Origin of the sequence: Chloroflexus sp. (assembly GCF_034435895.1) — a bacterium.
Classification (GTDB): domain Bacteria; phylum Chloroflexota; class Chloroflexia; order Chloroflexales; family Chloroflexaceae; genus Chloroflexus.
The window spans coordinates 12707-38824 of sequence record NZ_DAOTWH010000147.1 but is presented as its reverse complement, the minus strand read 5'-3'; the positions used below and the strand labels follow the sequence as shown (position 1 = coordinate 38824).

At 60.6% G+C, this 26118-nt stretch carries 18 protein-coding genes; 5 read left to right on the top strand and 13 right to left on the bottom strand.

The genetic code is table 11. The features are described from left to right. Nucleotides 1-583: 583 nt before the first annotated feature. Nucleotides 584-1267, bottom strand: coding sequence for a GTP cyclohydrolase I FolE (gene folE / locus U9R81_RS08935; RefSeq protein WP_322495138.1), 684 nt, complete (start codon nucleotides 1265-1267; stop codon nucleotides 584-586). Between the two features lie 74 nt (nucleotides 1268-1341). Next, nucleotides 1342-2166 (bottom strand): 6-carboxytetrahydropterin synthase, encoded by an 825-nt coding sequence (locus U9R81_RS08930; protein ID WP_322495137.1) that lies wholly within the window; start codon nucleotides 2164-2166, stop codon nucleotides 1342-1344. 256 nt (nucleotides 2167-2422) lie between these two features. Here U9R81_RS08930 and dnaN point away from each other — a divergent pair, with 256 nt between their 5' ends. The 3 genes from dnaN (at nucleotide 2423) to U9R81_RS08915 (ending at nucleotide 6390) form a co-directional block, all read left to right on the top strand. Further along, nucleotides 2423-3559, top strand: a complete 1137-nt coding sequence (dnaN, locus tag U9R81_RS08925) for a DNA polymerase III subunit beta (protein WP_322495136.1) — start codon at nucleotides 2423-2425, stop codon at nucleotides 3557-3559. A gap of 35 nt (nucleotides 3560-3594) precedes the next feature. Next, nucleotides 3595-4284, top strand: coding sequence for a response regulator transcription factor (locus U9R81_RS08920; RefSeq protein WP_322495135.1), 690 nt, complete (start codon nucleotides 3595-3597; stop codon nucleotides 4282-4284). A 69-nt stretch (nucleotides 4285-4353) separates the two neighbouring features. Next, nucleotides 4354-6390: a hypothetical protein gene (locus U9R81_RS08915; protein WP_322495134.1), complete on the top strand. Its 2037-nt coding sequence runs from the start codon at nucleotides 4354-4356 to the stop codon at nucleotides 6388-6390. A gap of 232 nt (nucleotides 6391-6622) precedes the next feature. Here the strand turns inward: U9R81_RS08915 and U9R81_RS08910 are convergent, their stop codons facing one another. The 11 genes from U9R81_RS08910 to U9R81_RS08860 form a co-directional block, all read right to left on the bottom strand. After that, complete coding sequence (locus U9R81_RS08910; RefSeq protein ID WP_322495133.1) at nucleotides 6623-7327, bottom strand: hypothetical protein; 705 nt, start codon at nucleotides 7325-7327, stop codon at nucleotides 6623-6625. 71 nt (nucleotides 7328-7398) lie between these two features. Beyond that, a complete protein-coding gene (locus tag U9R81_RS08905) occupies nucleotides 7399-10434 on the bottom strand; it encodes a S8 family serine peptidase (RefSeq protein WP_322495132.1) in 3036 nt (1011 codons plus the stop codon). Next, a complete protein-coding gene (locus U9R81_RS08900; RefSeq protein WP_322495131.1) occupies nucleotides 10394-10528 on the bottom strand; it encodes a hypothetical protein in 135 nt (44 codons plus the stop codon). Before U9R81_RS08900 ends, U9R81_RS08905 begins: the two co-directional genes overlap by 41 nt. 179 nt (nucleotides 10529-10707) lie before the next feature. Continuing rightward, on the bottom strand, nucleotides 10708-11217 hold the full coding sequence (locus tag U9R81_RS08895) for a hypothetical protein (RefSeq protein WP_322495130.1): 510 nt from the start codon (nucleotides 11215-11217) through the stop codon (nucleotides 10708-10710). Between the two features lie 297 nt (nucleotides 11218-11514). Continuing rightward, nucleotides 11515-13233, bottom strand: a complete 1719-nt coding sequence (locus U9R81_RS08890) for a formate--tetrahydrofolate ligase (RefSeq protein WP_322495129.1) — start codon at nucleotides 13231-13233, stop codon at nucleotides 11515-11517. Nucleotides 13234-13237: 4 nt separating this feature from the next. Then, nucleotides 13238-14527, bottom strand: a complete 1290-nt coding sequence (locus U9R81_RS08885) for an ArgE/DapE family deacylase (protein WP_322495128.1) — start codon at nucleotides 14525-14527, stop codon at nucleotides 13238-13240. 10 nt (nucleotides 14528-14537) lie between these two features. Next, a complete protein-coding gene (locus tag U9R81_RS08880) occupies nucleotides 14538-15605 on the bottom strand; it encodes a dipeptidase (RefSeq protein WP_322495127.1) in 1068 nt (355 codons plus the stop codon). Nucleotides 15606-16127: 522 nt separating this feature from the next. After that, complete coding sequence (locus U9R81_RS08875; RefSeq protein ID WP_322495126.1) at nucleotides 16128-17159, bottom strand: NAD(P)/FAD-dependent oxidoreductase; 1032 nt, start codon at nucleotides 17157-17159, stop codon at nucleotides 16128-16130. A 9-nt stretch (nucleotides 17160-17168) separates the two neighbouring features. Next, nucleotides 17169-18440 carry a pitrilysin family protein gene (locus U9R81_RS08870; RefSeq protein WP_322495125.1) on the bottom strand — a complete coding sequence of 424 codons (1272 nt, stop codon included), beginning with the start codon at nucleotides 18438-18440 and terminating at the stop codon, nucleotides 17169-17171. A 34-nt stretch (nucleotides 18441-18474) separates the two neighbouring features. After that, nucleotides 18475-19974 carry a GAF domain-containing protein gene (locus U9R81_RS08865; protein WP_322495124.1) on the bottom strand — a complete coding sequence of 500 codons (1500 nt, stop codon included), beginning with the start codon at nucleotides 19972-19974 and terminating at the stop codon, nucleotides 18475-18477. A 77-nt stretch (nucleotides 19975-20051) separates the two neighbouring features. Beyond that, entirely contained in the window at nucleotides 20052-20765 is a 714-nt protein-coding gene (locus U9R81_RS08860; protein WP_322495123.1) for an isochorismatase family cysteine hydrolase, read from the bottom strand. Nucleotides 20766-21158: 393 nt separating this feature from the next. Here U9R81_RS08860 and phoU point away from each other — a divergent pair, with 393 nt between their 5' ends. Continuing rightward, nucleotides 21159-21818, top strand: a complete 660-nt coding sequence (phoU, locus tag U9R81_RS08855; protein WP_322495122.1) for a phosphate signaling complex protein PhoU — start codon at nucleotides 21159-21161, stop codon at nucleotides 21816-21818. A gap of 266 nt (nucleotides 21819-22084) precedes the next feature. Continuing rightward, entirely contained in the window at nucleotides 22085-25672 is a 3588-nt protein-coding gene (gene metH, locus U9R81_RS08850; RefSeq protein WP_322495121.1) for a methionine synthase, read from the top strand. Nucleotides 25673-26118 lie beyond the last annotated feature (446 nt).

Here is a 26118-nt window from a genome sequence, read left to right as displayed (position 1 = left end):
ACTGTCTCCGCGCGGCGAGGGTCAGCCGGGTGTTGGGTTGGGCCAGCGCCAGCGCGGTGGCGGCGCCGATCCCACGTGACGCGCCGGTAATCAGGATTGATCGCATAGTACTATTCTTCTCACCCTCAGACGCAATGCTCAAACGCAGAGATGCCAAGATTCTAACCCAAAGACGCCACACGCCGATCAAGATAGCCTGTCAGCGCAGGGTTCCGCTCGTTCGGCCTCTTTCCCAACCGCCCCCCGCTGGAGGGTGAGGGACGGACAGCATTTGGTCGAGACAACCGTTGATCGCGGTGTGATGGCGTAACGCTAAGCTCTCCGCTCCCCTCTCCCGCGCCAGTGGGAGAGGAGCTGGGGGTGAGGGTACACCAGCGCATCGCAAAGCCATAAACCATATCTGTGATCATGCGTTCTGTCCACCCTTAAACCCGCTGGAGGGAGGCGCTGGAACGCTCTACGCGCACAGTTGCGAAGAAGAGTCAGTCAAGACCCAACAATAGTTAATCCGCTCTGCGCTCTTTGCGTTCTTTGCGCCTTTGCGTTTTCCCCCTCTGCGCTCTTTGCCCCCTTTGCGTCGGTACTATCGCTCTTGCCGGTTGCGGTCAATGTGCGCCATAAACTCGGCCCGCGTCTTGGGGTCTTCGCGGAACGCACCGCGCATCGCCGAAGTGACCATACGGGCATTCGCCTTCTTCACACCGCGCATCACCCCGCACATATGGACGCCCTCGGCCACGACGGCCACGCCAGCCGGCTCAAGCGTCTCGTTGATGAAATCGGCGATCTGCACCGTCATCCGCTCTTGGACTTGCAAGCGGCGGGCAAACATCTCGACAATGCGCGGAATCTTGCTCAGCCCCACCACTTTGCCGTTCGGAATGTAAGCGACATGCACTTGACCAAAGAACGGCAGCATGTGGTGCTCGCACAGGCTGTAGTAATCGATATTCGTCACCAGCACCATCTCATCGTAGGCGACGCTGAAGACTGCACCGTTAATCAGCGCCTTCGGGTCGATATGGTAGCCGGCGGTCAATTCGGCGTACATCTTCGCCACCCGCGACGGCGTCTTCTGCAAACCCTCGCGGTCGGGAATTTCACCGATCGCGCCGAGGATCGTGCGCACCGCCTCTTCGATGTGCGGGTCTGAATTGAACGACATCCCCTCGATCTTGCCGCGACCCGGAATGATCAGGCTGTCGTAGTGCTCTTCGTCAATATCGTGATCGTGGATGGGGTGATAACCATTACCATTAGTTGACATAAAATTAATTCTCCGTTACAGAGGTATGCAGCGCGCCGATCGCGCTGGCAGGCGAAAATGAGACGAATGGACGATCAGGCGGGAACTGAGACCGGGCCGGCGTAGCTGAAGATATTCTTGCGCGTTTCCCACAGCCGCAGCAGCGCAAGCCGGCCTGCTAGGCGCGGCGCGAGTTCGTTCCAGAGATAGACGATAATGTTCTCGGCGGTTGATGGCCGATCGGCGAAGGCGGCGATTTCGTTATCGAGGTGGCGCAGGTGCAGCGGATCGATCACTGAATGCACCGTCTGGTCAAGCCATGCCATATCAACTAGCATGCCGGTGGCCGGGTCAATCTCGCCTTGTACGGTCACTTCCAGCGTATAGTTATGGCCGTGGCCGTTGGGATTGTTGCACTTGCCGTAAATCTCGCGGTTCTCGGCGTCGTTGAGCGCCGGCGCGTGGAGCCGGTGAGCGGAGGCGAACATGTACAAGCGCGAGAATTGCGTCTCACCCACCCCATCATAATCGGCCCACAAATCGGGCTGTTCGTAGAGGCGCAGATGCGCCAGCCGGGCATGGGCCGGCAAGCGAGCGGCAATCAGTCGCCAGAGCACCCGGATGAAGTTTTCAGTCGTCGGCACCTGATCGCGAAAATACGGCGTATCGAAATTGAGATGCTTATGATCAAACTCCTCGAGCACCTCGTTCACAATCGCCTTCAGCTCGGTCATATTCATCACCATGCCGGTGCGCTCGTCGAGCTGGCCAGTGATGCTGACATCGAGGGTATAGTTGTGCCCGTGACCATACGGGCTGGTATACGGCCCAAACACCCGCTCATTCTCAGCGGCGCTCCAATCATCGCGCCAATACCGGTGAGCGGCCGAAAATTCAAAGCGGCGTGTCGCAATCACCATACGAAGAATCCCTTCTGACTGTTGACCATCGCTACGTCAACCATCGCGGTCTAAAATCTCTTCCCTATAGAACGGTACCACGGCTCTGAAAAAAGTCAAGGTGTTTGTTGCGAAAACGCACAACCTTTGCACAGCACCGGTGGCCGATCACGGCTTGCGCTGCCATAAGCGAACGCGATATGCTATAATGCGCCACACCCGGATGTGGGCGGCGCGTGAGCGCCGCGGTTGTGCTTGTCTCTTCTAAGGAGCGATGATGAAGCTCACATGCATGCAGGATGATCTCAAGCGCGGTCTGGCCGCGGTGAGCCATGCCGTTGCAGGTAAAAGCTCGACCTTGCCGGTGCTGGCGAACGTTTTGCTTTCAACCGATGAAGGCCGTTTGAAATTGACTGCCACTAATCTCGAGGTGGGCATTAACCGCTGGATTGGCGCGCATGTGGTGCAAGACGGCGCGGTGGCGGTGCCGGCGAAGTTGTTGGCGGACGTGGTGGGCGGCCTGCCAAACGATAAAGTGACGTTGACGCTTGATGTGAAGACGCAAACGCTGCGTGTCGAGTGCGGGCGCTTTGTGAGCAATATCAAAGGGGTTGATGCAGACGAGTTTCCGTCGCTGCCGGCAGTGAGCGCACGCGCGCCGCTGGTGAGGTTGCCGGCGGAAGTATGGCGCGAGGCGATTGAGCAGGTGGCGTTTGCCGCTGCCTCTGATGAGTCGCGCCCGATTTTGACCAGTGTGCTGGTGCGCACCCGCGACCAACAGATGACGCTGGTCGCTGCTGATGGTTTCCGCTTAGCGATGCGCACAATCCATGTGGCCGAGCCGGTGGCTCATGCGGTTGATTGTCTCATCCCGGCGCGCACCCTTGCCGAATTGGCCCGTATTATCGGCGATATTGAAGCTGAAGTAGCGATGGTCTATATGCCGGGTGGCAGCCATGTGCTCTTCCATACCGAAAATATTGAGGTGGTGTCACGTTTAATAGAGGGAAGGTTCCCTGATTTTGAGCGGATTATCCCGCAGCAGTATTTGACGCGCACGGTGCTTGACAGCAATGAGTTGGCTAAAGCAGTGAAGTTGGCGTCATTCTTTGCCGTCGCTAGTCAAAACGTGGTGAAACTGAAGATCGAACCAGCCGGTGAGTTTGGGCCGGGCCGGGTCATTCTGAGCGCCAATTCCGCCGAATTGGGCGATAATACGAGTGAGCTTGATGGGAGCGTGACCGGTGAAGGCGGCGTGATCGCGCTCAACGTGAAGTTTTTGGCCGATGCGATTGCGGCGATCGGCTCGAACCAGATCGCTTTCGAGATGCAGAGTTCGCAAAGTCCGGCAGTGTTTAAGCCGGTGGGGCAAGATGGCTACATTCATATTGTGATGCCGATGAGTATGCGGTAGCGGTGGCATCTGCTTCAGTGGTCGAGGAGTTGGCTGTGAGTGTGACAACGCTGATCATTGTGCATACCGTATCGATGTTTCGCGACGGTTTGCGCCTTGCGCTGTCGGCCACGCCTGATTTTCAGGTGGTGGGCGAAGCTGGCAATGGCCAACAGGCGATCCAGATGGTCGATCAAGTCGATCCTGATCTCGTGTTGATGGATATCGATCTGCCCGGTGTCCATGGGCTGGAAGTGGCGCGCGCAATCAAGCGGAGTCACCCTCACATTGCCGTGATCTTGTTTGGGCCGGTGAATGATGGTTCGGCTGTGGTGAAAGCGATTCGAGCCGGCGTCTCGGCCTTTGTTCCGTCGAGCATTGAATTTGCCGACCTGCTCGAGACGCTACGGCAAGTGCGGCACGGCGAGTATCCGATTAATGATCTAGTGTTGTCCTCGCCTGAAGTGGCGGCGACAGTGCTGGAAGCGTTTCGTCAGATGGTCGGCGATGATGATACGCAGACTGTCTTCTCACCGCTGTCGGCGCGTGAGCTTGAGGTGCTTGAGCTGGTCGCCGCTGGCCGCACTAATCGCGAGATTGCCACCCAACTCGATATTAGTAATCAGACGGTCAAGAACCATATTTCATCGATCCTGCGGAAACTGGCCGTCAATGATCGCACGCAAGCGGTCGTCTATGCCATGCGGCGCGGTTGGATTAAAGTCGTGCTGCCGAATGGCTCGTAAGACCCGATGCAGGGTTTCTGTGTCAGCGTTGTATCCGGTGATTGGCCGGGTGCAACACAGGAGACGTTTGTGAGGCGTTTCCGTTTTGCTCGCCCATACCTGTTGCTGGCGTTGCTAGGGGTTCTATTGGCCGGATGCGATCTGATACCTGTTGGCGAAGAGGAGCGGATCTCGAATATTGAGACAATTGTGGCCGGTACGCCGTCGCCCACCGCAACGGCGACCGCTACCGCAACGGCGACTGCCACGCCAACCGCGACGCCAACCTTTGGCCCGTCGCTGACGCCAACTGCTACGGCGACACCGACGGCAACACCGTTACCGCCGACGCCGACCCCCAATCCGGCGCTGGGTGGGTTTAGCTACTGTACGCAAGTGGCCGGTTTGCCGTCCAGCCGGTTCTCGGCAGCATTGCAAGAGGTGCGGGCGAGTGGGAATCCGGCCTTTGAACAGCTTGATCTGCTCTTTGAGTTGAGCCCCAATTCGCCCCCAATTGGGGCTGCAGTGAGTTGTCTCTCCTTGGCCGATGCTCGGATTGTGCCCGCAACTGCGGCACTCAACACGCCGTATGCCTTGCAGATCGATCTGTCCGGCTGGATTCGCGATGACCGCTTCGCTGCCTCGGCTACGGCCCAGACCATCACCTTTACTGGCACTCGGACTCTCTCGCAGGCGTTGGTGTTGGTTGATCCACAGGCCGATACCGGTGCAACGATCCTGTTGCCGCTGGCTGAGCCGGTTCCGTTTCGGGTGACGCTGGCGCCGAACCAGTTATCGGTGGCAGTGGCTCGCTCGGCAACCTTTGGCATTGCGAGCGATACGTTGCGTGTGCCAGAGGGTGCGCCTCCTCGTGCGCTAGAGCCGTTCTATTTCCTTTTTGATGGCGATATTTGGCGGCTTGATGCCGATGTGGCATCTGCCGGCGAAGGGATGCAACCCCGGCTGGCCGGCGCGGTCAATTTGACCAATTCCACTGAAACCGAGACCTATCTGGCGGTAAGCCCGCGCGGTGATTATCTGGCCTTCTGCCGCGCCGAGCCGGGCCTTGATCCGGCGGACGCGGCGCTGGCAGTTCCCTCCGTCCTCTGGCTGTTGCCGCTGGCCGGCGGCGAGGCTCGCCCGCTGGCCCAAGTTGGCGTCAGTTGCGCCGATCCGGTCTTTAGCCCCGATGGGGCCGCGGTGGCGTTTGCGGTAGATGAGACCGGAGCCATTCCGACCCAGTGGACGGTTTACACGGCGCCGGTTGCTGGCGGCGAGCCAGTGCGGGTTGAGACGGCGCTCGATGAGTGGAGCCGGTTTGCACCGCAGTGGTTGAGCGGCAATCGCTTGATCTATCGCGCTGAAGCGCCTGATGGCCGTAGCTCGCTCTTCCTACGCTTGCCGAGCGGTGAAGTGCGCGATGTGGGCGCCGATCTGTTGACCGATGCCTGGTTGGTTGTGCGCTATCGCGGGTTTGGCGCGCTGATTGCCAGCCCTTCCGGTGAGTATGTCGCCGTCGAGGCGCTGCGCGCCGATGACCCCGGCGCTGACCTACTCGTTCTCGATAGCGCCGGCCAGTTGGTCGAGCGGATTGGCGAGCAGCGGGTGACATTGCCGCCGCCGACGGCCACGCCAACGCGCCTACCTACCGCGCCCCCTACCGCCACCCCGACAGCCACGCCAACCGGTACAGTGACGCCGCAGCCACCCACTGCCACCCCAACTGCCACCGCGCGGCCCACTGCTACGCCAGAGCCGTTGCCGCCGCAGCCGGTGCGCGAAGGTCCCTTCTGGACGCGCCCGCTCGGTTGGGATAGCGAAGGGCGTTTGCTCTACCTTACCACGTTGTGCCCAAGCGATCTGCTGCAAGATTACCAGCTCTACCGCTGGCGCGGCTTGCAACGCAGCGAGTTGTTGGCCACCGGCCAGAGTTTGGGCGGAATTGGCCCGGCGACAGTGCGTAAGCAGCAACTGGTCTATGCCGCGGTTGAGCAAGCCGGCGCTGGGCCGCGCAGCCCGCAGGCTCAGAACCAGCGCTCATCTACGACGATCTGGGTTTGGGATTTGAGCGGTGGCGGGCGGGCGGCGCTGCTCGATCTGGCGCGGGGCGTGCGCGAGGTGCGGTGATGATGGTTGGAAATAGCCACGAAAAGACGCAAAAACCACAAATATCTGGTCTTGCAGCTTGACCATTGGCAGAGCAGCGTTGGTGAAGCAGCCGGGGCTGCGCTGCCTTATCCTCGTTCCAAACGCCGCCATTGGAAATAGCCACGAAAAGACGCAAAAACTACAAACATCTGGTCTTGCCGCTTGACCACTGGCAGAGCAGCGCTGGTGAAGCAGCCGTGGTTGCTCTACCTTATCCTCGTTCCAATCGCCACCAGATGACGATCAGGTCACGCCCAAACAAGATCAGCCTCGTCAAAAAATAGATCACCCGGTAAAGCGGACTCCGCCGCACCTCGTCGTAATCGATCAAGACGAGGCGCGGCGGTTGCTCGGCGGTCAGCATCAGGTTCTGCGAATGCAGAATGGTGCGCTTGACTAGAAAACTCCAAATCCGTTCGGCTAGATAGCGCAACTGCTTGCGGCGTTTGCGTTCGGCGGCGCTGGCACTGACCCGGCCATACAGGTCGGGCAGATGGCCGGTGCGGAAGAGGCATCCGACAGCGCGGGCAATGATGTGGCGGAGGTCGCGCCCGATCTGCCGGCGCTGGGCTACATCAATCGTCTTCCAGTCAATGCTAGCCAAGACGCGCGCGTTAGCGAGGTACGGCTGGATCGCTAACGCATGCACAAACCCCTCGCTGTCGCGGCTGAGCACGAAATAGGTTGGGATAGCGTGGCGCGGGCCAAGGCAGGCGGCAAACCGCCTGGCCGCCTGTTGCATACTGCGGGCGTCAGCCAGCTTGGCGGCGTCACGGCTGCCTAGTTCGCCTTTGAGTTTGACGACGAAGCGGTGATCGTCGCTGCGGTAGACTTCAGTCTCGTTGCCGCCGGCAACCCGCTCCATCACATGATCAATGTCAATCGGCGCAAAGACATCGTTGCGGTGGTGTTCCATACAGGTGGTAGTGTCCTCCAAAGTATGTTGGCAGCAAAACTGACGAACGCCACCGCTAAAATGTTGCATTGTTAGCGATAGACCATCACGATGATCACTTGATACGGCGCCGGTACGCCTTCGTTGAGCTGGACACGGGCGGTTGTGACTGGTTTGCGCAGATCATTGCTGATAATCCGAACTCGCGCTTGTGGGGTTTGGTAAATCGGGCCAATCCAGCGTGCGGTAAGTTGAGCGTTGCTAGTGGCGCCAACGGCAACAGTTTCGCTCCCGCTGCTAGCCGCACTGAGCCATGCCTGCGGATTGATTTGCGGGCGTAGCTCGATTACAAGGCCGTTGCTCAGGTTAAGGGGCGGATGGCTGCCGGACGAGCACCCGATCGTTTGAACAGTACCGTCGAGTTGCAGACCAATGACCCCTGCATCAGCATCGACCAGATTGGTCACATCGCGGTATTGGAAACGAATCTGCCCATTGGGTTGCAACAGCGCCTGCACGCTTAACCGGCGGCTGGTGTTGTAGAGCGGCACATCGTCCCACGTAATCAGCGCACCGGCGCTGATACGGGCGAAGCTGATCTCGCCGCCAGCGCTGCTGTCAAAATCAACGTGAAGCGGTGTGATGGCCGGTGCGCTCGTTTCGTTCAGCGGCAGGCACGAGCGGATAAAATAGTTCGTGGGTGACGCAAATGGCGCGAATGCGATGATCCCGTTGGCGCCAACATAGATGTGGCGATAATAATTATTGCCGAATGGGAAGTCAAAGCCAAGATCAAGCGCACCACTGCTCCCATCATCGTAGAGGTTCAGTACGTTGCGACTCGGCGGCGGGTTGATCCAGCCGCCGGTTGGCCCATCCGGCTCATCGCTGCGCCAGACGCCGTACGGTTCGCTATCAATGCGGAGGGTGTAGCTGAGCGGACTGTTGCCATCATTGCGCAATGGTAAGGCTACGTTCACGGTCTGGTTAAAGTCAACGGTGGCAGTAACGAGGTCTTGCAAGATGGTCAAGGTAGGCCGCAGTGGGTCAAGCGCGAAGTTGAGCGTGACGGTGGTGCCAGCGGCTGGTGTGATACTCTGGCTTTGGGAGGCGAAGTTGTTGGCAGTTGCCGAGAGAGTCTGGGCTACGCCGCCGGGTACGACAAGGCTATAAGTGCCGGTTGCGTTGGTGGTGACAGTGGCGCCGCCAGCAACTGTCACTGTGCTGCGCAATGGTTGGCTAGTTTCGCTATCGGTAACGGTGCCGGTAATCATGGCGTGGGTTGGCCGCGCCGGCACGGTCATCGTCACCGGGATCGCCAGCGGCGGATCGGTCAGATTGTTCGCGTAAATCAACACCCGCGCCGTATAGGTGCCCGGCCCAGCTACTTTGCGCGCATCGAGCGTGATTGAGATCGTTTGCGTGCCGCTGCTGGCGAGGCTGACCGGTGCTGCGGCGGGCAAGACCAGCCACGGCGCCTGCACCCGTGCTGCGGCCACTGCTGCAAAAGCATCAAGCCTGCCGTAACCGTAGATGTTGTTGGGAAAGTCTGTTGGCCGGCAGGCAGTATGTGCGGAACCCATATACCGTGAGTCGCTGGTGATAGGCAGCGTATTGCCGGTGAGGATGGCATAGGTTGCTGCGTAATCGCCGATCAACTGCGGGTTCGCCGACCAGAGCAGCGCCACTGCGCCGGCGACGTGCGGCGCGGCCATCGAGGTGCCGGATAACGATTGGTAGCCATTGCTACCTATCGTCGAGATGATCCCGGAACCTGGCGCCACCAGATCGGGCTTGATCCGGTTGTCGGTTGTGGGGCCAATCCGGCTGAAATTGGTAATCAAATCATTTTGATCGGTTGCGCCAACTCCCGTCACATCGGGGTAATCACCGGGTGAGGCAATTGAGCTGCAGCCGGTTAGGTTATTGGAAATATTCCCAGCCGCAAACACAGTGAAAATCCCCGCTGCCTGCCACGCTGCCATGTAGCCGGCGTAGATCGGGTTGCCGCCGCTGTCGAACGACCACGAGTTGTTGAGGATATGCGGACGCATGCTTGGGCGAGGATTGTTGCCGTTGAGATCGGTAGGGGCCAGCATCCACTGCGCTGCGGCAATAATATCGCTATCATTACAATTGCTCGTACACGCACGGGCTGCAATCCACTTCGCCCCCGGCGCCATTCCCATCGCCGGTTGGCCGGGTGGGTTGGCTACCATTGTGCCCATGACATGGGTGCCATGAATGCCGGAGTCAACCGGTTCAGGGTTGTTTCCGACCGGATCGAACCAGTTGTAGTTGTGGTCAAAGTTGCCGCCGCCGAGGTTGCCGCGGTATTGGTTGATTAAGGCAGTGTGGGTATAAACGACGCCGCTATCAATATTCGCCACTGTAATTCCGGCCCCGGTGACGCCGAATTCGCGCCATACCCGGTCAGCGTTGACTTTGGCAATGTTCCAGCAAACGTTGTTTGCGGTCGCATTGCACGAGACGGTGGCAGTTGTCACCGGTTCGCTCATCTGCAACTCGTGGTCGGCGGTGAGCATTGCCACGTCGGTGTGGCCGGCGAGGGCATTGGCCAGCGCAGCGTCACCTTCCACCAACAACGCATTCACAATCCAAAGCGGTTTGTATGGTACGCCAGCGGCGTCGAGCATCGCGCGCACGGCATGCTGGCTGCGTTCGGCATGCTCGACCAAGGTGCGGTAGACATACTCGCCGCGCGCTTCCCAGTCACGAATCAGCAATGCCTCACCCAGATCAGGCCGATCGGCGAAAAAGACGAGAAATCGGGTAGGGCCGCTCGCTAGTTCGGCTTGCAGATCGGGATCGATCCGCTCGGCTTGTTGCGGCAGCGGCACCGGCAGCGATGGCGCTGCCATCAGCGCTGCCGGTACGCCGGACGGTGGGAGGCCGGTGTAGAGGAGCGGCATGATTGGCGCGCTGCCGGTGTTAGTAATGGTGAAGTCAATGGTGACGGTGTCGCCGAGTTCGACCGTAGCGGCAAGGCTGGTAGGAGTGGCGCTGAGGGTTGCCGGGTCGGCGCGCACTAGTGCGGTAGGTACAAGCGCCAGCAAGCTGGCGAGGCTAGCGATGATCAGCAGGATCGACAGTAATCGGCGCTTCATAGGCTGCGATAATGGTTGTGATATGCATGATTGGCAACAGTTGCAAGGACATTATAGTATACTCGCTATCCTGCCAGCGTTTCAGTTTTGTCATTACACCGCTGCTGACGCTTGCACCGCAACCGTGATCGATTGCGGCGCGCGACAGCGCAGTTACCGCCTGCGATCCGCGTGGTGCGGGATGTTCGGGCGCACCAGTATTTTCTCGCTCCGCTGCCGTCTATGATCTACGTAACGTGGGGTATTCGCGAGCGCCTGCCCCGCGCGTAGCCGCTACTCGATGACCAAGACCGATACCGTAGGGTTCACCGGTACGTAGCGCACCGGTACAGTAGCGGCATGCTGCCATCGCGCAACCAATGACGGATCGATCAATTGCGCTTGCCGCAACCGCACCTCTTTACCATCAGGCTGGCGGACGATCAGCTCCCATGCGATCACCCCCGGCTCACCCTCAAAGGCGTTTTCGATCCAGCAATCGATCATTGGAGCGTCGGTGAGAGCGGTCGCGGCTCGTAGTTGGCGGTGAAAGCTGTGGCGGCGCCAGCCGGCGATGAGGCAAGCTGCGCCAATGCCAATTGCAATCAGGGTGATCGCGATGCTGGCCGGAATGGGCGTGATGAGCGGTTGCAGCCAGATCAACGCTCCAATTGCGCCAACGATAAGACTAGCGCCGAGCGCCAGCCAGCCGGCGCCGCGGTCGCGCCGGCGCAGCGCTTGTTGGGCGAGTTGGAATTGTTCGTGGCGTGAGATGGTGGTACGGCGCGGATGTGAAATGATCATAGTTCGGGTTGGTAGTGAAAGTTGGTTGCGACTCTTCTTATATTGTATCGTGCGCGCGTTACCAGTGTAATACCATGCCCTCACATTGGTGTTCAAGGGCGGACAGAACGTATTAGCGTAGAGGTGTTGATGGCTTTGAGATGTGCTATTTCACCCGCACCTCCAGCCTCTCGCCCACTGGCGCGGGAGAGGGGAGCGGAGAGCTAAGCGTTGAGGCATCGCACAGCGATCAACAGTTGTCTTCAACCAAATTTCTGTCCGCCCCTCAACACATTAGTAACGGGCACGGAGACGGCGTTAAAACAATCCGACGATGTTCCCGTCTTCATCAATATCGATCTGGTGGGCTGCCGGATGCGCACCCAATCCCGGCATCGTCACAGTTGTGCCGGCGATGGGCAAGATGAACCCGGCCCCGGCGCTGATCCGCACTTCGCGGATAGGGAAGGTGAAGCCTGCCGGCGCGCCGCGCAGCTTGGGGTCGTGGCTGAGACTGAGATGAGTTTTGGCCATGCAAATGGGGAGGTTGCCAAACCCAGCAGCCGCAAAGGCATGTAGTTGCGCGGCAGCGGTCTCGCTCAGCTCGATGCCGGCGGCGCCGTAGATGCGGCGGGCGATCACCTCTATCTTCTCGACTAAGGGCATGTCCAGCGGATAGAGGAATTTCGGCTCACGCGGGCCGGGCCTTTCCGCGACCTGCGCCACCAGCCGGGCCAGTTCGACCCCGCCGGCCCCGCCTTCGGCGTAGACGTTGCTCACTGCCATACCGGCAGCGCCGGCGGTAGCCGCAATCTGGGCCACCGCTTCGATCTCCGCCGGGGTATCTTCGGGGTAGGCATTGAGGGCTACGATTACTGGTACGCCAAACTGGGTGATATTGGCGATCTGGCGGCGCAAGTTGGCCCCGCCGGCCAGTACGTCGTCAGGGTTTTCTTGCAGCAACGCTTTCGGCAATGGCTTGCCGGCCACAATCTCGTACTTGCCGCTGTGGTCCTTGAGGGCGCGGATAGTGGTGACAACAACCGCAGCATCCGGCCAGAGACCGCTGGCCCGGCATTTGAGATTGAAGAACTTTTCGGCTCCGATGTCGGCCCCAAACCCGGCTTCGGTGACAACATACTCGGCGCAGTGCAGCGCGACCAGATCGGCCACGATCGATGAATTGCCCTGTGCGATGTTAGCGAAGGGGCCGGCGTGGATGAGGGCCGGGGTGTTTTCGATGGTCTGCATCAGGTTGGGCTTGAGCGCCTCGCGCATCAGCACGGTTGCCGCTCCCGCCCCTTGCACACCTTCAGCCGTGACCGGCGTGCCATCGTGACGGAAAGCCACTACCATGCGGCCAATGCGCGCGCGCAGGTTACGCAGCGCAGCTTTCGCTCCTGCGCCGTTTACCATTGCCAGTATTGCCATCAGTTCGCTGGCGACGCTGATGTCGAAACCGGTCTGGCGCGGGATGCCGTTTTGCTTGCCGCCAAGCCCAATCGTCACCTGCCGTAAGAAGCGGTCATTGACATCAACCACTCGCCGGATCTCGATCCGGTCGGGGTCGATGTCGAGCGGGTTGCCGTGGTACCAACTATTGTCTACCAGCGCCGCCAGTTGGTTGTGGGCTTGCGAGACGGCATGAATGTCGCCGTTGAGGTGCAAAATGCTTTCGGCCAGCGGCACGATCTGGCTATAGCCGCCGCCGGCCCCGCCGCCTTTGATGCCGAATGCCGGCCCGAGCGACGATTGGCGCAGGGTGACGGCGGCCCGCTTGCCGATCCGGTTGAGCGCCATCGCTAACCCGATCGAGGTGGTCGTTTTGCCTTCGCCGAGTGGGGTTGGGGTAATCGCACTGACCAGAATGTAGCGGCCACGCGGGAGATCGGTGTGATCATCGAGAAAGGCGAGATCAATCTTGCCGCGGTAGCGGCCATACGGTTCGAGATACTCCGTAGGTAAACCGAGCCGTTCGGCAATGACGCCGATCGGTTCGAGCCGGGCTTCGGCAGCGATTTGGAGACTGGTTTTCATAAGGTTATTCCTCGTCGTAACCGCAAAACCGGAGCACAGTGAGGGCAAAGACGCGGGTTGCGGCTTGCAAATCGGCAATGGCGACCGATTCGTTGGGCCGGTGCGCGTCGCGCACATCACCCGGCCCGTACAAGACGGTAGGGATACCAGCGACGTTCACTAGTAGCCGCATATCGGCGCCGTAGGTCATGCCTTCAAAGGTAGGCGGCGCGCCGCGCACGGCCTGATCGCAGCCAGCTACGGTCTGCACAATCGGCGCGTCGAGCGGGGTGCTGGCCGGATCAAACCTCCCGCCCCACCATTCCAGCGTTGGCGGGTGATCGCGCAGCCACGGGTCTTGGGCAGCGGCAATGGCGATCGCCTGCTCAAGTTCGGCGCGCGCGGCGGCCGGGTCTTCACCGATCCCGATCCCGTAACGACCTTCGGCTACGAGTTGTTCTGCTTCAGAGGAGGCCCACTCGCCGGCCCGCACGATCCCGATGCAGATGGCGTTAGGGGTACGGTAACGGGTGAACAGACCGCTGGGGTCAGCCGCGCGCAGGCGTTCGTTGCGGCAGCGTTCGAGATCAAGGATGGCTTGGTGGAGCGGCGCAAACTTCTCGATCGCGCTCACCCCTTCTTCGCGCACGCAGCCGTGGGCCGCCGCGCCGTAGACGGTCAGGCGGAAGTTATGCGCGCCGGCTTGAGCAGGCGCGACTTTGAGTTCGGTCGGTTCGGCGACGATCGCGGCATCGGCGGTATGGCCACGCACAATGGCTGCCAAGGTGCCCAAGCCGCCGTCTTCTTCGCCGATCACACTCTGGATCAGCAACCGTCCGCGCAGGCGCACACCGGCGGCGGCAATGGCGCGCGCGGCAAAGATGGCGCAGCACAAGCCACCTTTCATATCTAGCGCGCCCCGTCCATACACCCGTCCATTAAGGACGGTAGCTTGCCACGGGTCGCTGCGCCAGTGGCGGCGGTCGCCGGCTGGCACCACATCAACGTGCCCGTTGAAGATCAGGCTGCGCCCGCCGCGGTCAGCGCCAAGCGTTCCTCCCACCCCCAATGCCCGCTCGCGCGGCACTTCCCAACTACAGGCAGGGTGTGCGTACAACTGCGGCAGATCGATCTCCCAGCGATCGACTGCCATCCCTTGTTCAGCCAGCAGCGCAGCGACGTATTCCTGCGCTTCATTTTCGGCGGCAGTGCCGTCAAGGCTAGGGATGCCGACCAGCGCGGCCAGCGCCTCTAGCAAGCCAGCGTCGTCGATGGCAGCGAGCACTCGTTGCTCGGTTAGATTGAGGTCGTGCATACTCGTTCGTTTATCCTCCCCACGTCAAACGCAAGACGCGCAACCAATTCTCATAGGCCAGCTTGCGCAGTTCGGCTGGCGTAAACCCGGCCTCGGCCAGCGCCTGCAAGAGCCGGGGCAGGCCGCGCACATCGCCGATGGCCGCCGGCATCAGCGCGCCATCAAAGTCAGAGCCAAAGCCGACGTGATCAATCCCCAATCGTTCGACCAAATATTGGATATGCTGCACCATCACCGCCAGCGGCATATTGGCATCGCGTTTGCCGTCGGGGTGCAGGAAGGTAACGGCGAAGTTCAGCCCGACCATCCCACCCGACTCACGGATCGCCGCGAGCTGCCGGTCGGTCAGATTGCGGCTGCTGGGACAGATCGTATGGGCATTGGAGTGGGTCGCTACTAGCGGCGCATCGCTCAGGCGGGCAACATCCCAAAAACCGGCTTCGTTGAGGTGCGAGAGATCGATCAGAATGCGCAACCGGTTGCAGGCTTTCACCAACGCCTTGCCGGCCTCGGTCAGACCGGGGCCAATATCGGGCGAAGCGGGAAAGGCGAACGGGACGCCGTAGCCAAAGATGTTGGGCCGGCTCCAGACCAGACCCAGCGAGCGCAGGCCGGCTTGGTAGAGCACCTCAAGCTCAGCGAGATCGGGGCCGATAGTCTCAGCGCCTTCAATGTGGAAGACGGCGGCAATGACATTGTTCGCTAGGCAATCGGCAATCTCGCCAGCGGTGCGGCAGACGCGCAACTGGCCTTGCGATTCGGCTTCGACGCGAAACAAACGCGCCGCCATGGCGAGGGTCGTGCGCAGGGCATAGTCGTAATCGAGCACTGGCAGCAACGGTAGGTGATAGGGCGGTTCGGGCAGCGCTTCAGCCAGCGGTTTGGGAGCCGGCGGCGGTGGCACGTAGATGGCAAAGAATCCGCCGCCAAACCCGCCGGCGCGAGCGCGGGGCAGATCGAGATGGCCGTGCGGGCTGGCGGTAAAGAAGTCGCGTTCCTTGCCCGGTTCAGGCCGGTACAGGTCGAGCAGCACATCGTTATGCCCGTCGAAGACTGGCGGCCACGTATAGGTTGTCATAATGTATTCCTTGATTATTCCTCCGCACCCCTTTGGTGGAGGTGGAAACAGGTGTCCAACACGCTCCTCTTGTCATTGCGAGCCGCCGGTAGGGGCAGCGCGATGCTATGCCCTCGCGCGGCGAAGCAATCCCCTGCGATAGCGGGAGGGGTGCCTTTACGCAGCGGGCATTCCTCGCCGGTCGGTGTGCGCTGTTGCCGGCAGCACTGCCATTCCCCGCTCTTGCCAGCGCAACCGCGCAGGGTTCGTTCCCGCCTGAGCAGGAGATTGCTTCGGGGGATTCGCCCCCTCGCAATGACAGATGGGGCTGTGCGCGCGACCACTCTCTTGATGTCATTGCGAGCCGCCGGGAGGCGGCGAAGCAATCCTCGGCGAGCACGGGATAAACCCGCTGTATGGGGCGCGTTTCCACTGGCAGCACCGCCATCTCCTGCGCTTGCCAGCGCAACCGCGCAGGGTTCGTTCCCGCCTGAGCAGGAGATTGCTTCGGGGGATTCGTCCCCTCGCAATGACAGATGGCTTCTACCCTAACCACCCCCGAATCTGATCAGCGGCGCGCCAGCCATCTTCGATGGCCAAATGCACTCGCCCTTGCCCGGCTGTCATATCGCCTGCTACCACAATCCGATCCATTGTTGTCAACGGCGTGGCGGTATCCGGCAAAGCGTAGCGCCAGCGTTGCACATTGACCCACAGCGGTGTGCCAAGATCGCCAGCGAGCACCCGGATCGCCGCCAGCGCCTCGTGGATCGGCGGCGGTAACGGATCGTTGGGGCTGAATGTCCCTTTCTGCAATCCGTCCCAGTGGGCGGTTGCCCACTGGTCACTCATTTGCGCGATCAACAAACCGACCCCATCCGGGGCGCGGCCCGGCTTGTCGTGTTCGCACGCTAGCCAACTGATCGGGTGGTGGCGATCGGTATTGACCAGCGCATACCACGGCACGGCGGGGCGCTGAGGGAAGGCGGCAGTGATGCTGATCGAGCGGCGGTACTGGACGGAATGGAGCGCCGCGATCAGGGCGGTGTTCGCCGGCGCCAGATCGCCGGCAGCGAGGATCGCGGCGCTCTGCGGGGCGGGGGCGGTGAGCAGCACGGCGTCAAAGTGACCGAGATCGTTCCCGTCAGCAGCAGTGAGACGATAGCGGTCGCCAGCGGTATGTATGCTCGCAACGGTGGTCTCTAGCCGCACATCGAGGCCGTTGGCGAGATACTTGGCTATGCGCGTAATGCCGGTAGGCCACGTCCACTTTTCCTCGTTGCCGTACGCCAGATCGCTGGGGCCGATCTGGTTGGCGGCGGTAAATGTCCACACCGGGCGCTGGATTTGCACTGCGTCGCCGGTGTCAGCAATGAGGTCTTGCAGGGCAACCGAAGGCGCTTTCACATATTGCGCGCCGTGATCGAAACAACAATCGACGATGCGGCGGGTAGCGGCGCGACCGCCCACGCCACGGCTCTTCTCAAACACTATCGTCGCAATACCGGCGGCTTTCAACGCGCTGGCAGCGGCTAACCCCGCCATGCCAGCGCCAACAACAGCAACCGTCTTCATCACCTAGCCTCATTCCTCGAGTAGGGCTTGCAAATCGGCCCGATCATCGTCATCGTAAGGGCCAACCACTGCTAGCCACTGTTGCTGCGCTCCCAACAAGCGGTGGGCAGCGCGTTGTAAATCAGCAAGGGTGAGCGCATCGATCTCGGCGATGATCTGATCAACTGGCTGCACCGTCTGGTGACGGAGCAAGCTAGCGGCATTGCGCGACGCCACTGCCCATGTGTCTTCCAACGAGAGCAGTAAACTGCCTTTCAGTTGCTCTTTCACCGTCGCCAACTCTTGCGCCGTCGGGCCGTACTCGGCCAAATCACGCACAATCTGGCGCGTCATCGCCACCGCGTCACGCAAGGCCTCCGGCTCCACCCCAGCGTAGATTACCCACATCCCGGTATCGGCAAACTCGTTATGGTACGAGCCGATATTGTAGCTGAGACCGTGCTCTTCGCGGATAGTCTGGAATAGGCGCGACGACATACCGCCGCCGAGGAGGGCATCGAGCGCCTGCACTGCCCGCCGGTCGGGGTCGTGGTAGGAGACGCCGGGCAGGCCAAGACAGACATTACCCTGCTCGATATCACGCGGCAAGAGGCTCAGCCGTTGTTCGTGCGGCAATGCCGGCGCGGCGATTGCGGCGGGGCGCTGGCCGCCGGGTAGATCGGCAAAGGCGCGCTCGATTGCAGGAATTGCCTGCTCGGCGCTGATCTTGCCGGCGACTGATACCACCAGATTGCCGGCATGGTAGCCTTGGCGGAAAAAGCGCAGCAGCTCGGCGCGGGATATGGCGCTCACGGTGGCAATGCTGCCGGCGATGTCGCGCCCAAACGGATGATCGCCCCACATCGTCTGCTGCAATAACTCGTGTACGACTTCGGCCGGATTATCTTGAATCCCGCGAATCTCTTCGATAATCACCCGCCGCTCTTTTTCCAATTCGGTGGCGTCAAACAACGGGCGTTGCACCATCTCGCTTAACACGTGCAAGGCGCGATCAAAATGGATCGCGGCGACTTTCGCGTAAAAGGCGGTAGTCTCGTAACCGGTTGAGGCGTTGAGGTAGCCGCCGACCCCCTCAATTGCCAGCGAAATGGCGTGGGCTGTTGGGTACGCACCAGTGCCCTTAAAGAGCATGTGCTCAATACAATGGGCAGCGCCGGCCACTTCCGCCGGCTCGTAGCGAGCGCCAATATCAATGAAACAACCGATCGCCACCGAATGGGTATGCGGCAACTCTTCGATCAGGATGCGAATTCCATTGCGGGTTGTGTGCGAGTATGGCATGGTGTGATTCTAAGGTGCTAGACAACGAAAACAACTATGGTTCGCGCCGCCAGAACTCTAACCGCGAGGCGGGCTGGCCGTGCGAGGCCGGAATGTCCATCCGTTCAACCACATAACTGCGCGCGCCATCGGGGAACATCTGCCGGATGCGCAGTCGTTGCCGTCCGGCCCGTGGGTCGGGCAGCAGTTCGATCGCGGTCGGTGCTGCGCGTTCGATCATGCGCAACAGATGGGTGTAGGTCTTGCCGACTAATTCGCGGGGGTGGCGGCCAACAATCTGATTGGCGAAGAAGGTGTTAGCCGCAGCGAGCCGTTCGCTCTCGTCGAGCAAGGCAACGCCTTCGGGGAGACTATCAAACACGATCCGCAACACATCACGTGAGCGTTGCAATTGATTCGTGCGTTCGGCGATCAGCTCTTCGAGGAGCTGCGTCTGTTCGCGCAAGCGGGCGACGAGCTGTAACGTAGCGCAGACCGTCGCTGTCTGGCGGGCAAACAATTCCAACAGGTTCCAATCAAGGCCGGCTGGGGTGGCTTGCGGGCCGGCATAGCCGAGCGCCAATCCGCCGATCGACGCGCCGTCGTGGATGAGGGGCAGGGCAATGGAGGTCAGATCGTCGGTCAGCGCCATCGTCACCACACTCTGGCTATCAGCCGTCAATTGAGCTGCGCCGCCGGCAGCGGCGACCGGCGCTTCGAGGGCAAGGTTGGCGGGTGCAATCCAAGCCGGTTGGCTCTGGGGCGAAGGGCGCACAAAGAGCAACCCCCAGCGGGCGGCAAAGGTTTCGGTGGCGATGGTATGGCACTGCGCCGCCACGTCGCCCAAGGTGTGACTGGCCGTAAACATCTGGCCGAAGTTGAGCAAGGTCAAAATATGTTGTTGGCGGAGGCGGTGTTGCTGATGGAGCCGGGCCGCGCCAATCGCAACGCCGAGCAGAGCAGCCACGCTCTCGATCAAGATCAGGTCACTGCTGCAAAACGCATGGGTAGCGAGCCGATAGACGATCAGCACCCCGATCGTGGTCGTTGATTGCCGGATCGGGGTGGCGATCAGACTGCCGCTGGCCTGCAATTCGCGGAGCTGGAAGCGGCGGATATCGTTGGCGAGATCGAGCAAGACCACACTGCTACCGTGGCGCAAGGCCCAACCGGCGCTGCCTTGCGAAATCAGTTCGGCGGCTCGTTTAGGCGGCAACAGCCGTGGCGCGCCGAGCACCGCCGTCAGCGCATGGGCCGGTTGCTGATCGGGGCCAATCAGCACGATCGTCGCCTCGTCGGCTGGCAGATTGATCGTGACCGACTGTAATGCCTGCTGAGCCAGCGCCAACGGTTCGAGATCGTCGCGAAACTCGATCCCTAGCCGCGCCAACAGCGATGTTTGCCGGATCAGCTCCTCGGCCAGCGCTTGGGCGGCTAAGGGTGGGCCGGCAGGATGCAACTGGCGGCGCAGTTGAGCATTGGCGCTGCGCAACTCGCGCACATGCGCCACCAGTTCGGCAACAGTCAGAGCAGCAAGATCTTCGGTGTCCGGCATAGTCATTCCCGGCAGTATTGCGGCGATCAAGAATCTAGTATACCACGATACTGGCCGGAAACGCCGCCGGACGATGGTCAGCGGATATTCACCACTTCCACCCCGTTTTGCGCCATGTGGTGCAAGAACAAGACGTGATGCACATCGCCGTCGTGGGCATAGATGCCAAGCTCGCGCGCCACCGTCACCGGAGTGTCGAAGGTGTCAACCGCATTGGCGGCGACGATCACTCGCCGTTTGAGATTGAAGGCGTTGGCTTCGAGCCGCAAGTGCATCGCGGCGGTGTAGACGCACAGATCGGTGCAGTCGCCGGCCAGCACAAAGGTGTCGATCTGCGGGTGCTCGGCTAGCCATGCCCCAAAGCGGGTGCCAAGGTGCGAGCTGAGCGAGTTTTTTTCAATCACCACCATCTGATCGGCAAAAGGCAGCTCGGCCAGCTCGCGAATGGTCTGGCTTTCGGCGGTGCCGGCCACGCAGTGCGGCGGGTAGGCGGCAAACTCCGGAGTCACCGGATCGTGGGTGTCTTGGGCCAACACAAAGGCGCGCACCCCTAGCTCGTAGGCGCGGTTGAACAGGGTAACCACCGGCTCGACTAGCGCGCCGACCCGCGGCCCGGCCAGCGGTCCCTCTTTGCAGAAGCCGTTGATCATATCAATCGAACAGAGCGCAACCCGCTCCGGCGCATCGCCAATGATCGTCGCGAGATCAACCTCCGGCAAAGTGTTGTACCACTGCTCAAGATAGGTCAGAAATGGCGCGCTGCGCGTCGCCAAATCATGGATTGCGGGCATCACCGACCTCCTTTCTTTGGTGTAAAACTGACACTATTTTAGCATAACCACGTGTGCCCGTCAAGGGATCATCCGCTGGGCAGAGTGTGGTATCGCGGGGTGTGTGAAGAACCAACACGGCCCGGTTTGCGGTTGCGAGATGGTGTTGAACTCTGTTGCTCTGCTTGGGTGAGAAACACCGAATACCCTATCCTGATGCTGTATTGGCGGGTTGTCTGACAATAGCATGATAACGATGTAACGCAGCAGACTCTTCACCAATTCCAGCGAGGTTTCAAGTATAATAAGATTGGCTCTTACTGTGCACAAGATTCAGATTGATAGCGCCGCGGTATGGGTTTGGCAGCCGGGAGATGGGACGCCGATTCGGCTTAGGCGAGGAGGAATAGATCCATGGTGCGCGAACGGTATATTCGCCAGATCAGCTCTTTGCGCGAAGATCTGCTGCGAATGTTCAGTATGGTCGAGCAGCAGTTGTTACGCGCTATTCATTGCCTCGAAACGTGGGATACCGTTGCCGCGGCGCAGATCATTCACGATGATCGGCAGATCGACGAGGCGTGGCGGGCATTGGAAGAGAGTGTGATCCACGTATTGGCCACCCAACAGCCGGTGGTGGCGTCTGATCTGCGTTTGACCAGCGTGGTGACGGCGATTGCCGGCGAGTTGGAGCGGATTGGCGATTACGCCAACAGCATTGCCAAGCGGGTGCGGCGCGCGTCGCGCCGCGCGGCGTTTGTCGCGCCGCCGCCTCAGATCCACGAGATGGCCCAACTGGCGTTGCAGATGGTCAATACCAGCCTCGAAGCGTTTTTGCGCCAAGATGCCGAGTTGGCTCGTTCGCTGACCGCTCACGATGAGCGAGTGGATGAGCTGGAAGATACCCTGCGTTCGCTGATCATCGCCGATGCCCGCCAAGACCCTGACCGGTTTGAAGCGGCGATCGATCTGCTAGATATGGTGCATGCCCTTGAGCGCACTGCCGATCGCGCCACCAATATCGGCGAGCGGGTGATCTATCTGGCGACGAATAGCCAGACGACGCTGAATTAGGCCTACCCGCTGCGGCTGGCAGGGATATATCATCATGCGCCCTGACCGGCATGAGCGTTGTGCTGCTCCTGCCGCCGTTCTGTGCGAGCCATCCTCCGGCTGGCGAGCGCATGCGATCTCACCGCTTGATGATCATGATATAGTATACCTTGTGAAACGACTCAGCGCCGGCGCTGTTGCCAAGAGCTGCCGGCGCTTGTTTATAGGATGCTTTGGCCGGGAACGCGCTGCGGCGTTCCCTGTCTGGAAGATCTGACGAGGCGGATGTGACGCGACCAACCTATCTCCAAGCTCTAGCCGAACGGGTGTTGATCTACGACGGTGCGATGGGCACCTCGATCGATACCTTTGATCTGACCGCCGCAGATTACGGCGGCGAGGCGACCTTCGGCTGTCGCGATTATCTGGTGATCACCCGTCCCGATGTGATTGAAGCGATCCATACCTCATTTCTTGAGGCCGGTTGCGATGTGATCGAGACCAATACCTTTCAGAGCACTCGTCCGCGCCTTGCTGAATGGGGATTGGGTGATCGCACGATTGAGATCAACCGCGCCGCCGCAGCGCTGGCCCGCCGAGTTGCTGATCGCTTCGCCGCCCGCGATGGCCGTCCGCGCTATGTTGCCGGTTCAATGGGACCGACCGGCAAGCTGCCCTCGTCCGATGATCCTGAGCTGAGCAATATCACCTTTGCCGAGTTGTCAGATATTTTTCGCGAGCAGGCGATTGGCTTGATCGAGGGTGGCGTTGATCTGTTGCTGGTAGAGACAAGTGTTGACATTCTCGAAGTCAAAGCTGCGCTTGACGGCATCCGGCGGGCTAAGCTTGATCTCAACCGGCCCGATATTGCAGTGCAGGCGCAAGTCTTCCTCGATCTCTCCGGGAGGATGTTACTCGGTACCGATGTGCCGGCCCTGATCGCGACCCTCGAAGCGATGCCGGTTGATGTGATCGGGCTTAATTGCGGCACCGGCCCCGAACACATGCGGGCGGCAATCGAGTATCTGACTGCCCATTCGCGTAAGCCGATTTCGTGCATTCCCAACGCCGGTCTGCCGCTTGAAGTAGACGGTCGCACCGTTTATCCAATGGAGCCGGAGCCGTTTGCCGAGACGTTGGGCGAGTTTGTGCTCGATTACGGTGTGGCGGTTGTCGGCGGCTGTTGTGGCACCCGCCCCTCCCATATTGCCCGTTTGCGCCAGATCTTGGGTGATGCGCCGCGCCCCAAACCGCGGCAGGTGGAGTATATTCCCAGCGTCAGTTCGGGCATTCGCGCTGCGGCGCTGCGCCAAGACGCCACCCTCACGATGATCGGCGAGCGGCTGAATACGCTTGGCTCGCGGAAGGTGAAGCGGCTGCTGCTGCGCGACGACTACGACGGCGCGCTTGAAGTGGCTCGCGAACAGGTCGAAAGCGGTGCGCACTTGCTCGATGTCTGTGTGGCGATGACCGAGCGCACTGACGAAAAAGAGCAAATGACGCGCCTGATCAAGAAGCTGACCCTCAATATCGAGTTGCCGCTGGTGATCGACACCACCGAGGTTGATGTTCTTGAAGCGGCGTTGGCGATCTATCCCGGTCGGGCGATGATCAACTCGGTGTCGCTTGAGGGCGGGCGCGGCGCGAAGATCGACAAGGTATTGCCGCTGGCGGCCCGTTACGGCGCGGCGGTGATTGCCATGACAATTGATGAAGAGGGTATGGCGCACACCGCCGAGCGCAAGGCAGCCATCGCCGAGCGGATTGCCCAGATTGCGCGCGATGAATATGGCTTACCCGCCGAAGCACTCGTCTTCGATGTGTTGACCTTCCCGATCACCACCGGTCAAGAAGAGTTGCGCCGATCGGCGATCGAGACGCTCGAAGGGATCCGCCTCGTCAAGCAACGGATTCCCGGCTGCTTTACCACACTTGGCGTGAGCAATCTCAGCTTTGGCGTGGCCCCCCATGCCCGCGCCGCGCTCAATTCGGTCTTCCTCTACCACGCGGTGGCTGCCGGTCTCGACACCGCGATTATCAATCCGGCCCACGTGACCCCTTATGCCGAGATCGATCCCGAACAGCGCGAGCTGTGCGAAGACCTGATCTTTGCCCGCCGCGAAGATGCGCTGGCTCGCTTTATCGCCTATTTCGAGCAGCATGCCGCCAGCAACGATAACGAGCGTGAAGACCCCACCGCCGGTATGACGGTTGATCAGCGGCTGCATTGGAAGATTCTGCACCGCAAGAAAGAGGGGATCGAAGACGATATCGATCAGGCGGTTGATGAGCGCCTGCAAGCGCTTGGCTTGCGCCTCAATGATCCGGCGGCGGCGGTGCGCGATGAGCAGGGCGCGTCGCCGCAGGGCCGGGCCGCGGTTGAGGTGCTGAATAACGTGCTGTTGCCAGCGATGAAAGAGGTTGGCGATCTGTTTGGTGCCGGCCAACTGATCTTGCCCTTCGTGTTGCAGAGCGCCGAAGCGATGAAGAAGGCAGTTGCCCGGCTCGAAAACTACCTCGACCGCATCGAAGGTTCGAGCAAGGCGAAGGTGGTGCTGGCTACGGTTTACGGCGATGTGCATGACATCGGCAAGAATCTGGTCAATACCATCCTCTCTAACAACGGCTACACCGTCTACGACCTTGGCAAGCAGGTGCCGATCAACACCATTATTGAAAAGGCGCTAGAAGTGCAGGCCGACGCGATCGGTCTCTCGGCGCTGCTGGTCAGCACCAGCAAACAGATGCCGCTCTGCGTGCAAGAGTTGCACCGGCGCGGGCTCAACATTCCAGTGCTGGTCGGCGGTGCGGCGATCAATCGCCAATACGGCCAGCGCATCACATTTGTTGATGAAGAAGAACCGTACCCCGCCGGCGTCTTCTACTGCAAAGATGCTTTTGAGGGTCTAGAGACCATGGATCGGCTGAGCGATCCGGCCATCCGCGAGCAGTTCATCGAGCAGACGATCCGTGAGGCGGCGAATGTGCTGCACCGGCGCATAACCGGGCGGGTGGCGCTGGATGAACTCGGCGCGGCGTCGCAGGCCACTGCCGCCGGCGTGCGTTCGGCGGTGCGCACCGATGTGCCGGTGCCGGTGCCTCCCTTCTGGGGCTGGCGGGCCACTAACCGCATCCGCCTGAGCGATGTGGTCGAGTGTCTCGACCGCAATAGCCTCTACCGGCTGCAATGGGGGGCTAAGAATGCGAAAGGCGCCGAATGGGAGCAGTTGCGGGCTGAGTTCGATCAGAAGGTGCGCGAATTGCTGGCCGAGGCCGAGCGTGACGGCTGGTTGCAGCCGAAAGTGATCTACGGCTACTTCCCGGTGCAGAGCGATGGATTGGAATTGATCGTCTACGATCCGGCCAACCGGTCACGCGAACTGACCCGCTTTGTCTTCCCGCGCCAGCCGGCCCGCGAGCGGCTCTGCATCAGCGACTACTTCCGCAGCGTCGAGAGCGGTGAATATGATGTCGCTGCGTTCCAGATTGTCACGATGGGCAGCGCGGTTGATGAACTGGTTGATGAATTGCAGCGGCGCGGCGATTACAGTCGCAGCTACTACATCCACGGCCTTGGCGTCAGTTTAGCCGAGGCGCTGGCCGAATACACCAACCGCCTCATCCGGCAAGGGTTGGGCCTCGATGAGCGGCGGGGCAAGCGGTATTCGTGGGGCTACCCTGCCTGCCCCGATCTCGCCGAGCATGCCAAACTCTGGCGCATCATGCCTGGCGAAGAGATCGGTGTTACCTTGACCGAAGCCTTCCAACTCGTGCCCGAACAAAGCACCGCCGCGATCGTCGTGCATCACCCCGAAGCGAAATATTTCAGTATCGGCAGCGCTATCGAACGCGCTGAAACCGACACTCAGTCGTAGGCCGGCGGGGGCGCACGGACGAGCGCCCCCGTTCCCCGCTTGTCATTGCGAGCCGCCGCAGGCGGCGAAGCAATCTCCCACGAGGATGGGAAGGGTGCCTAAAGGCCATTGGTCTGCGCTCGAGCGGGAGACTGCTGCGGTCGGGCGGCACCCTGCTGCGCGGGTGGCTGCCGCCCCCTCGCAATGACAGGTGGGCACGCTCAACGTTCACTCACCCAAGATATCATACCTAACAGTTTCTTAATCTGTTTCCCCTAGTCCTATCTACCTATATAGCCTAAAAGTCATGTAGATCGCGATAGCCCCCTCATCTACCCTACAAAATAAAAGAAATTTCATCTTATTACCGCCATTCAGGGGTAGAAAATGAACAATCTATCATCTCGGGTGCGCTGGCTGATCCTCCTTGGTCTCCTCCTCTTCTGGACAGCAAGGCCGGTTCGCGC

Coding starts and splice junctions, on each gene's coding strand:
- U9R81_RS08905 (WP_322495132.1), bottom strand. CDS start 10,434: ATGAAGCGCCGATTACTGTCGATCCTGCTGATCATCGCTAGCCTCGCC.
- U9R81_RS08875 (WP_322495126.1), bottom strand. CDS start 17,159: ATGAAGACGGTTGCTGTTGTTGGCGCTGGCATGGCGGGGTTAGCCGCT.
- U9R81_RS08870 (WP_322495125.1), bottom strand. CDS start 18,440: ATGCCATACTCGCACACAACCCGCAATGGAATTCGCATCCTGATCGAA.
- U9R81_RS08885 (WP_322495128.1), bottom strand. CDS start 14,527: ATGCACGACCTCAATCTAACCGAGCAACGAGTGCTCGCTGCCATCGAC.
- folE (WP_322495138.1), bottom strand. CDS start 1,267: ATGTCAACTAATGGTAATGGTTATCACCCCATCCACGATCACGATATT.
- U9R81_RS08900 (WP_322495131.1), bottom strand. CDS start 10,528: ATGACAAAACTGAAACGCTGGCAGGATAGCGAGTATACTATAATGTCC.
- U9R81_RS08895 (WP_322495130.1), bottom strand. CDS start 11,217: ATGATCATTTCACATCCGCGCCGTACCACCATCTCACGCCACGAACAA.
- U9R81_RS08930 (WP_322495137.1), bottom strand. CDS start 2,166: ATGGTGATTGCGACACGCCGCTTTGAATTTTCGGCCGCTCACCGGTAT.
- dnaN (WP_322495136.1), top strand. CDS start 2,423: ATGAAGCTCACATGCATGCAGGATGATCTCAAGCGCGGTCTGGCCGCG.
- phoU (WP_322495122.1), top strand. CDS start 21,159: ATGGTGCGCGAACGGTATATTCGCCAGATCAGCTCTTTGCGCGAAGAT.
- U9R81_RS08865 (WP_322495124.1), bottom strand. CDS start 19,974: ATGCCGGACACCGAAGATCTTGCTGCTCTGACTGTTGCCGAACTGGTG.
- U9R81_RS08910 (WP_322495133.1), bottom strand. CDS start 7,327: ATGGAACACCACCGCAACGATGTCTTTGCGCCGATTGACATTGATCAT.
- U9R81_RS08860 (WP_322495123.1), bottom strand. CDS start 20,765: ATGCCCGCAATCCATGATTTGGCGACGCGCAGCGCGCCATTTCTGACC.
- U9R81_RS08880 (WP_322495127.1), bottom strand. CDS start 15,605: ATGACAACCTATACGTGGCCGCCAGTCTTCGACGGGCATAACGATGTG.
- U9R81_RS08890 (WP_322495129.1), bottom strand. CDS start 13,233: ATGAAAACCAGTCTCCAAATCGCTGCCGAAGCCCGGCTCGAACCGATC.